The sequence below is a fragment of the Streptomyces sp. 150FB genome, assembly GCF_000818195.1.
GTDB lineage: Bacteria > Actinomycetota > Actinomycetes > Streptomycetales > Streptomycetaceae > Streptomyces.
This window is the reverse complement of the sequence record NZ_JTHL01000001.1, coordinates 5,489,972-5,497,809: the sequence shown is the minus strand read 5'-3', so window position 1 is coordinate 5,497,809 and position 7,838 is coordinate 5,489,972. Positions and strand designations below refer to the sequence as shown.

Sequence of the window (7,838 nt, the reverse complement as noted above, 5' to 3'; positions counted from 1 at the left end):
CGCGGTGCCCGCTCCGGCGGCGGCCGACCGTGGCGGCGAGGTCGTCGTCATCGGCACAGGACCGGCCGGGCCGCTCTGGCTCACCCCCGAGGCGCGCGGCGAGCTGGCGGCGGCCGAGGATCTGGTCGGGTACACGACGTATCTGAACCGCGTCCCGGTACGCCCCGGCCAGCGCCGGCACCCCTCCGACAACAAGGTGGAGTCGGAGCGCGCGGAGTTCGCCCTCGACCTGGCGCGGCGCGGGCGGCGGGTGGCGGTGGTCTCGTCCGGCGACCCCGGGGTCTTCGCGATGGCCACGGCGGTCCTGGAGGTGGCGTCGGCCGACCCGTACCGCGAGGTACCCGTACGCGTCCTGCCCGGCCTCACCGCCGCCAACGCGGCGGCGTCCCGCGTGGGCGCGCCGCTCGGCCACGACTACGCGGTCATCTCGCTCTCCGACCGGCTCAAGCCGTGGGAGGTGATCGCGGAACGCCTGCACGCGGCGGCGTCCGCCGATCTGGTCCTCGCGCTCTACAACCCCGGCTCACGCAGCCGCACCTGGCAGGTCGGCAAGGCCCGCGAACTCCTGCTGGAACACCGCGCCCCGGACACCCCGGTGGTACTGGCCCGCGACGTGGGCGGCCCGGAGGAGGCCGTACGGATCGTGCGCCTGGCGGATCTCGACCCGGCGCAGGTCGACATGCGGACGATCCTGCTGGTGGGGTCGTCGCAGACGGTGACGGTACGGCGGGGCAACGGCGAGCAGGTGGTGTGGACGCCCAGGCGGTACCCGGAGTCCTGAGGCCCTCTGCTATCAGGGCAGGGTCGCGCGCCCTCGTCCGTCAGGAGCGGGATCAGGCGCGTGTAGAGGTACGCGGCGGACCGCCCACGCGACCGCCTCCTCGACCGCCTCGGCCACCTCCACGCCCTGCGGCGCCGGTGGCCGGCGTACCACCACCACCGGCAGGCCCGCCTCCCGCGCCGCGCGCAGTTTGGGGGCGGTCGCCGCACCTCCGCTGTCCTTCGTCACCAGCACGTCGATCCGGTGGCGGCGCAGCAGGTCCCTTTCGCCTTCCAGGGTGAAGGGGCCCCGGTCCAGGAGTGTCTCCAGTCGGCGCGGGTACGGCGGCTCCGGCGGGTCCACCGACCGTACGAGGTACCACAGGTCCTCCTGGCCTTCCGGACCTTCCGGGCCGTCTGACCCCTCCGCCGCCGCGAACGTCGACAGGCCCATCCGGCCCGTCGTCAGGAACACCCGCCGTCCCAGCCCCGGCAGCGCCCTCGCCGCCTCCTCCAGAGAGCCGACCCGGTGCCAGTCGTCGCCCTCGCCGGGAACCCAGGAGGGCCGGCTCAGCGCCAGCAGGGGAACATGGGCGGAGGCGGCAGCGCGTGCCGCGTTGTGACTGATCGTTCCGGCGAAGGGATGAGTGGCGTCGATGAGTGCGTCCACCCGGTGTTCACGCAGCCAGTGGGCCAGGCCCTCCGCGCCGCCGAATCCGCCGATGCGCACCTCGCCGGGCGGCAGCACCGGCCTGGCGACGCGTCCGGCCAGCGACGTCGTGACGCGCGGTCCCGCCGGTGCGGCCAGGGCCAGGGACTCGGCCAGCCGCCGGGCTTCCGTGGTCCCGCCGAGGATCAGCAGGTGGGGCGTCTCGTGCATCGATGTGTCCTATGTCGGTATGTCCTACGTCGGGGTGTCCTACGTCGGGGTGTCCTATGAGTAAGTCCGCGAGCGGGCGCGACGCCCAACTCAAACACACCGGTCTGCGCTCCGGCTGGACGACCGGAGCCTGCGCGACCGCCGCCACGACCGCCGCGTACACCGCCCTGCTGACCGGTGACTTCCCCGACCCCGTCACCGTCACGCTGCCCCGGGGCCAGACACCCGCCTTCGCGCTGGCCGCAGAGAAACTGACCGGCGACCACGCGATGGCCGCCGTCGTGAAGGACGCGGGCGACGACCCGGACGTGACGCACGGCGCGCTGGTCCGGGCCACCGTACGGCTGTTGCCGCGCGGCGCCGGTGTGGTCTTCCGGGCAGGCGACGGCGTGGGTACGGTCACCCGCCCCGGTCTTCCCCTCGATGTCGGCGAACCGGCGATCAACCCCGTCCCCCGCCAACTGATGCGCTCCCATGTGGCGGAGGCCGCCGCGCGCCACGGCGGGACGGGCGACGCCGAGATCACGATCTCCGTCGACAACGGCGCGGAGATCGCCCGCTCGACGTGGAATCCTAGGCTGGGCATCCTCGGTGGCCTCTCCATCCTCGGTACGACGGGCATCGTCGTCCCGTACTCCTGCTCGGCCTGGATCGACTCGATCAGGCGCGGCGTCGACGTCGCGCTGGCCGGCGGTCACACCCATGTCGCGGGCTGTACGGGCTCGACGTCGGAGCGGACGGTGGTCGGGGCGTACGGCCTGCCCGAGGAAGCGCTGCTGGACATGGGCGACTTCGCCGGCGCGGTCCTGAAGTACGTACGCCGCCACCCGGTCGACCGGCTCACCATCTGCGGCGGCTTCGCCAAGCTGTCCAAACTCGCCGCCGGCCATCTCGACCTGCACTCGGCCCGCTCCCAGGTGGACAAGGCGTTCCTCGCCGGCCTGGCGGCCCGGGCCGGCGCGGGACCGGACCTGGTGGCGGAGGTGGCGGAGGCCAACACCGGCCTCGCGGCACTCCAGTTGTGCCAGGCGCGGGGCGTCGCGCTCGGCGACCAGGTCGCGGTGACGGCGCGCGACGAGGCGCTGGCCGTGCTGCGGGGGGCGCCGGTGGTGGTGGACGTCCTCTGTATCGACCGGGCGGGCACGGTGGTCGGGCGGAGCGAGCCGCGTTAGGTCCCCGCCCGCCGTCCCTACGGGCGGGCGCGCTCCGTCGAGTACAGGTGGCTGTCCGGGAACTGTTCCGCGCCCAGCGTCCGGCCCACCATGATCACCGCCGTACGCACCACACCCGCCGCCTTCACCTGCCCCGCGATGTCGTCCAGCGTGCCGCGCAGCACCAGTTCGTCCGGCCTGCTGGCCATCGCCACCACCGCAGCCGGGCAGTCGGCGCCGTAGTGCGGCAGCAGTTCCTCCACCACCCGGTCCACATACATCGCCGCCAGGTGCAGCACCATCAGCGCGCCGCTCCTGCCGAGCGTCGCCAGGTCCTCGCCCTCCGGCATGGGGGTGGCGCGCTGGGCGACGCGGGTGAGGATCACCGTCTGGCCGACCGTCGGCACGGTCAGTTCGCGCCCCAGCGCCGCAGCGGCGGCGGCGAACGCCGGTACCCCCGGCACCACTTCGTACGGCACACCCGCCGCGTCGAGGCGCCGCATCTGTTCGGCCACGGCGCTGAAGACCGACGGGTCGCCGGAGTGCAGCCGCGCCACGTCGTGGCCGGCTTCGTGCGCGCCGACGAGTTCCGCCGTGATCCCGTCCAGATCCATCCGCGCGGTGTCGACCAGGCGCGCGTCCGCCGGGCATTCGGCCAGCAGTTCGCGCGGCACCAGGCTGCCCGCGTACAGGCACACCCGGCACTCGGCGAGCCGCCGCGCGCCCCGCACCGTGATCAGGTCGGCTGCGCCGGGGCCCGCGCCGATGAAGTACACCGTCATGCTTGGTCTCCTGCCGGTTTTGTCACGGACCACTGCGTCACCGGCATCGCCTGCCGCCACCCGGTGAATCCGCCCACCGGGACGGCGTGCGCGACAGCCAACCGTACGAGTTCGCCGCCCACCCGCCCGTACCACCCCGCGAGCAGCGCCTCCGACTCCAGCGTCACCGTGTTGGCGACCAGCCGGCCGCCCGGGGGCAGCGCGTCCCAGCACGCCTCCAGCAGGCCGGGGACGGTCAGCCCGCCGCCGACGAACACCGCGTCCGGCGCCGGGAGTCCGGCCAGCGCTGCGGGTGCCGCGCCCGTGACGACACGGAGAGCGGGGACGCCCAGCGCGTCGGCGTTGCGGGCGATCCGTTCGGCGCGCAGGGGGTCGCGCTCGACCGACACGGCGCGGCACGCGCGGTGCGCCCGCATCCACTCGACGGCGATCGAACCCGACCCGCCGCCGACGTCCCAGAGCAGCTCGCCCGGCGCGGGCGCGAGCGCGCTCAACGTGGCGGCCCGTACATGGCGTTTGGTGAGCTGGCCGTCGTGTTCGTAGGCGCTGTCGGGCAGTCCGGGGGTGACTCCGAGCCGCCCGGCGTCCGCCGCGCGACGGCACTCGACGGCGATGACGTTCAGCGGGTCGCCGGGCGGCTCGGCCCAGGTTTCGGCGGTGCCGGTCACGGTACGTTCGCGCTCACCGCCGAGCTGTTCGAGGACGCGCAGCCGACTCGGACCGTACCCCCGCGCGCGCAGCAGCGCCGCCACTTCGGCGGGTGTCGCCGGGCCGGCGCCGAGGACCAGGATCCGGCGGTGCTGGTGCAGGGCGGCGGTGAGCCCGCCGGCCGGGCGGCCGACCAGGGTGACGACCTCGGTGTCCTCCAGCGGCCAGCCCAGCCGTGCGCAGGCGTACGAGACGGAGGACGGGTGCGGCAGGACACGCGGCGGCGGGGCGCCCGCGCCTTCCGCCTCCTCACAGACCGCGCGGCCGATGCCGTAGAACATCGGGTCGCCACTGGCCAGCACGCAGACGCGGCGGCGCGCGTGCGCGGCGAGCAGCGCGGGTACGGCGGGCCGCAACGGCGAGGGCCACGCGACCCGTTCGCCCGCGCACCCGTCGGGCAGCAGGTCGAGCTGCCGGGGCGCGCCGATCAGCACCTCGGCGTCGCGCAGCGCGTGGCGGGCGGCGTCCGTGAGGCCGGGCCAGCCGTCGGCGCCGATCCCGACGACGCTCAGGGAGGCGGGGGCGGTCTCGGGAGCGGGGCCGTCGGGGATGGGAGCACGGGGTGCGGAACTCAACTTCGTACGCCTCCGTGCGCCTCTGAGCTGCGGAAAGACCGGTGACCGGATGGGCAGGGCCGGTTCAGAACTCTACTCGGCGGCTTGTCCGGCCCCGCCTGCGGGAAGCGGCGTCCCGGCCAGCAGCTTCCGCAGCCAGCGCGCCGCGTTCTCCCCGGAACCCGCGGTGTCGGACCCCGAGCCGGCGCCCGGGAAGGTCCGGCCCCAACTGTCCGCGCGACCCACCACACCGACGCGACAGGCGAGAGCGGCCAGTTCCCTGAGCCGGCCGGGCTCGTGCCCGTCACCCGTCCAGGGTTCGAGGTACGCGTCGCGCAGCCGGTCCCGTACGGCGGCCGCATCGGCCTCGCCGTAACGCCGGCCCACGGCGCCGTTCACGACCAGCAGCGTGGTGAAGGGGTGCGCGAGGGACGCGTCGCCCCAGTCGAAGAAGACATGCCGGTCGCCGCTGGTCAGGACGGACGCCTCGTGCAGGTCCGAGTGGTCGAGGGACGCGGGGATGCCCGCGGCGGCCAGGGTCAGACACCAGGCGCGGAAGTGCGGCAACAGCGCACGCAGCGCCGCCCGTTCGCCGGGGCGCAGAGCGCCGACGCCGACCGCGCCGGGGTCCAGCAGCGCGGCCAGCCGGTCCGGCAGGGTCTCCGGCCGGAAGTCGGGCACGCCCAGGTCCAGCAGCCGGGAGGCGTACGGCACGAGGGTGCGCTGCAACTCGGCGTACCGGCCCAGCGCCTCTTCCCACACCTCGCTGCCGGCCCCCGCGTCGAGGACGTCGGCGAGCAGCGGCCCGCCGTCGCGGGTGAGCGTCCACGCGCGGTCGGTGTCGACGGCGAGCGGTTCCAGGACGTCTCCCGGGGCCCAGGCGTGCAGCGCGGACGCCAGGGCGCTTTCGAAGGCGGAGCCGGGCGGGTTGGCCTTGAACCACACCGCGCCGCCGCCCCGGAGCGAGATCCGCAGGACGACGGACCAGGGCCGGGCCCGGCCGCGTACGGCGCCGGTGGCGCGCAGGCCGTGCCGCGCCAGCGCGCCGGCCACCCAGTCCCGTACCTCGCCGCGCCACTGCGGCTCGTCCCACGGCGTGACCGCGGCGTATCCCCCGTCGTCGATGACCGCCGTGCCCTCGCCGAAGCCGATGCCCCCGCCGATGCCCTCGCCGGTGTCCATGCGGGCGATTCCACCACGCGGGCGCCGCCGCGATCGACGCCTTTCAGGTGCGTACGCCGACGCCCTCCAGCAGCGCCCTGACCGTCTCCTTCGCGAACTCCGCCTCGGTCACCGGGAGCAGCACCCCCTCCGGCGGATCGGGATCGAAGAACAGCTCCAGGAACGCGCGGTGGAAGCAGGCGCCGATCAGGAGCGTCGCCGCCGCGTTCGGGTCGATGGCGGCCGACAGCCGCCCCTTCTCCTGCTCCGCCCTGAGATACGCGGCCAGCGACTGGGTCGCCTCCTGCGGGCCCGAGATGTCGAGGTCCAGCTTTCCCCGGTGGGCGGCCAGCAGGTCCGGGCTGGCGAACAGCGAGGCCGCCATCGGGAACGTCTGGCGGTAGAAGAGCACGGCGACCCGCGTCACCTCCTCCAGGTGTCCGGCGACCTCGCCCTCCCCCGCCCGTCCCGGCAGCCTCGCCAGCGCGTCGGTGAGGCGCGGGGCGCGCTCGCGCAGCACGCCGACGAAGAGCTCCTCCTTGTCGCGGAAGTGCTTGTAGAGCGCGGCCTCCGAACAGCCCGCCTCACGGGCGATCTCCTTGGTGGTCGTACGGGTCAGCCCGACCGTGGCCATCAGGCGCGCTGCGGCGTCGAGGATCCGCGAACGGGTCAGGGCACCCCCGGTCAGCGGAGGTGGCGGGGACTCGGGCTGCGGCGGGGGCTGGGCGGGGGTGCGCGTCATGCGAGAAGTCTACGTTGACAGGTGAGTGAGTATTCACCCACACTCGGAAGCGAGCAGGAGTAAGTATTCACTCACCCTCCAAGAGGCCAGGGGAACGACCATGAGACTCACAGTGCTGGGAGCGACGGGCGGCGTCGGACGGCAGATCGTCACGCACGCCCTGGCGGACGGACACCAGGTGACCGCGGCCGTACGGGACCCCGCGCGGCTGGACATCACGCATGCCGGGCTGACGGTCGTACGCGCCGATGCGCTCGACGGCTCCTCCCTGACCAAGGTGGTCGAGGGCGCCGACGCCGTGCTGTCCGGGATGGGGCAGGCGGGCCGTACCGATCCCCTCAAGCCCGCTTCGACATCGGCGAGAGCGGTGGTCGAGGCGATGACGGCGACCGGTGCCCGGCGCGTGGTCGTCGTGAGCGCGGCGCCACTGAACCGCTCGGGGGCCGGGCAGCCCGCACTCACGCGCCGGGTGGTCATGCCGGCGATGTGGGCGGCGCTCAGGGAGCTGTACACCGACCTGGAACTGATGGAACGGATCCTGCGCGAGAGCGGTCTCGACTGGACGTCCGTACGTCCGCCCCGCCTGACGAACTCCCCGGGCACGGGCGCGTACCGCGACGCCGTGGAGGCCGGTCCTGCCGGCAGCGCGATCACGCGTGCGGATGTGGCCCGCGCCATGCTGGACTACGTCACGGACCCCAGGACGTTCCGGCGCGCGGTCGGGGTCAGCAACTGACGCGCACCGGCCCGGGAAACGGCCCGGAACCAGAGGAGACGCGTATGACAACCCGGGTGACACTCATCGCACCGGCCATCGGCCCGGCCCTGCGGGAGGCGCGTTTCATCGGGCGCGACGACGCCGTGGACGACAACGGCGAAGGGGGGAAGGGCGACGACGGCCTCGACGCCATCGGACTGCGGGCGGCCGAAGCAGCTCGGGCCGACGCGTGGGACACCTGCCTCCCGCACTCGCCCGACCCGGCAGGCCGTCCATACGTCTCCCCCACGCGGCGCTGCCGCCGCACCGCCGAGGCCCTCGGCATCGACGCCGAGCCGCTGGCCGCGCTCGCGCCGTGCGCGACGGGCCGCTGGCAGGGCAGG

9 protein-coding genes are annotated in these 7,838 nt (G+C 74.4%); 4 read left to right on the top strand and 5 right to left on the bottom strand.

Annotation, left to right across the window (positions count from 1 at the left end; translation table 11 throughout):
• On the top strand, positions 1–781 hold a 781-nt coding region (gene cobJ, locus QR77_RS49010; protein WP_236710789.1), incomplete at its 5' end, for a precorrin-3B C(17)-methyltransferase.
• A 12-nt stretch (positions 782–793) separates the two neighbouring features.
• Here the strand turns inward: cobJ and QR77_RS23700 are convergent.
• The gene (locus QR77_RS23700) at positions 794–1,639 is read right to left on the bottom strand and encodes a cobalt-precorrin-6A reductase (RefSeq protein WP_052489006.1); all 846 of its coding nucleotides are present in this window, start codon (positions 1,637–1,639) and stop codon (positions 794–796) included.
• Positions 1,640–1,695: 56 nt separating this feature from the next.
• Here QR77_RS23700 and QR77_RS23695 point away from each other — a divergent pair, with 56 nt between their 5' ends.
• Positions 1,696–2,811: a cobalt-precorrin-5B (C(1))-methyltransferase gene (locus QR77_RS23695; protein WP_040024143.1), complete on the top strand. Its 1,116-nt coding sequence runs from the start codon at positions 1,696–1,698 to the stop codon at positions 2,809–2,811.
• A gap of 17 nt (positions 2,812–2,828) precedes the next feature.
• On the opposite strand, the gene cobM is transcribed toward QR77_RS23695, so the two are convergent.
• The 4 genes from cobM to QR77_RS23675 form a co-directional block, all read right to left on the bottom strand.
• Entirely contained in the window at positions 2,829–3,572 is a 744-nt protein-coding gene (cobM, locus tag QR77_RS23690; RefSeq protein ID WP_040024142.1) for a precorrin-4 C(11)-methyltransferase, read from the bottom strand.
• Positions 3,569–4,831, bottom strand: coding sequence for a bifunctional cobalt-precorrin-7 (C(5))-methyltransferase/cobalt-precorrin-6B (C(15))-methyltransferase (locus QR77_RS23685; RefSeq protein WP_040028534.1), 1,263 nt, complete (start codon positions 4,829–4,831; stop codon positions 3,569–3,571). The genes cobM and QR77_RS23685 overlap by 4 nt, the downstream gene beginning before the upstream one ends.
• 96 nt (positions 4,832–4,927) lie before the next feature.
• Positions 4,928–6,016 carry a hypothetical protein gene (locus QR77_RS23680; RefSeq protein ID WP_052489005.1) on the bottom strand — a complete coding sequence of 363 codons (1,089 nt, stop codon included), beginning with the start codon at positions 6,014–6,016 and terminating at the stop codon, positions 4,928–4,930.
• Positions 6,017–6,059: 43 nt separating this feature from the next.
• A complete protein-coding gene (locus QR77_RS23675; protein WP_052489004.1) occupies positions 6,060–6,737 on the bottom strand; it encodes a TetR/AcrR family transcriptional regulator in 678 nt (225 codons plus the stop codon).
• Between the two features lie 100 nt (positions 6,738–6,837).
• On the opposite strand from QR77_RS23675, the gene QR77_RS23670 reads away from it, so the two are divergent.
• The gene (locus QR77_RS23670; protein ID WP_040024141.1) at positions 6,838–7,473 is read left to right on the top strand and encodes an SDR family oxidoreductase; all 636 of its coding nucleotides are present in this window, start codon (positions 6,838–6,840) and stop codon (positions 7,471–7,473) included.
• 44 nt (positions 7,474–7,517) lie between these two features.
• Positions 7,518–7,838 (top strand): histidine phosphatase family protein (locus tag QR77_RS49005; RefSeq protein WP_236710787.1); only part of this gene is annotated, 321 nt, incomplete at its 3' end.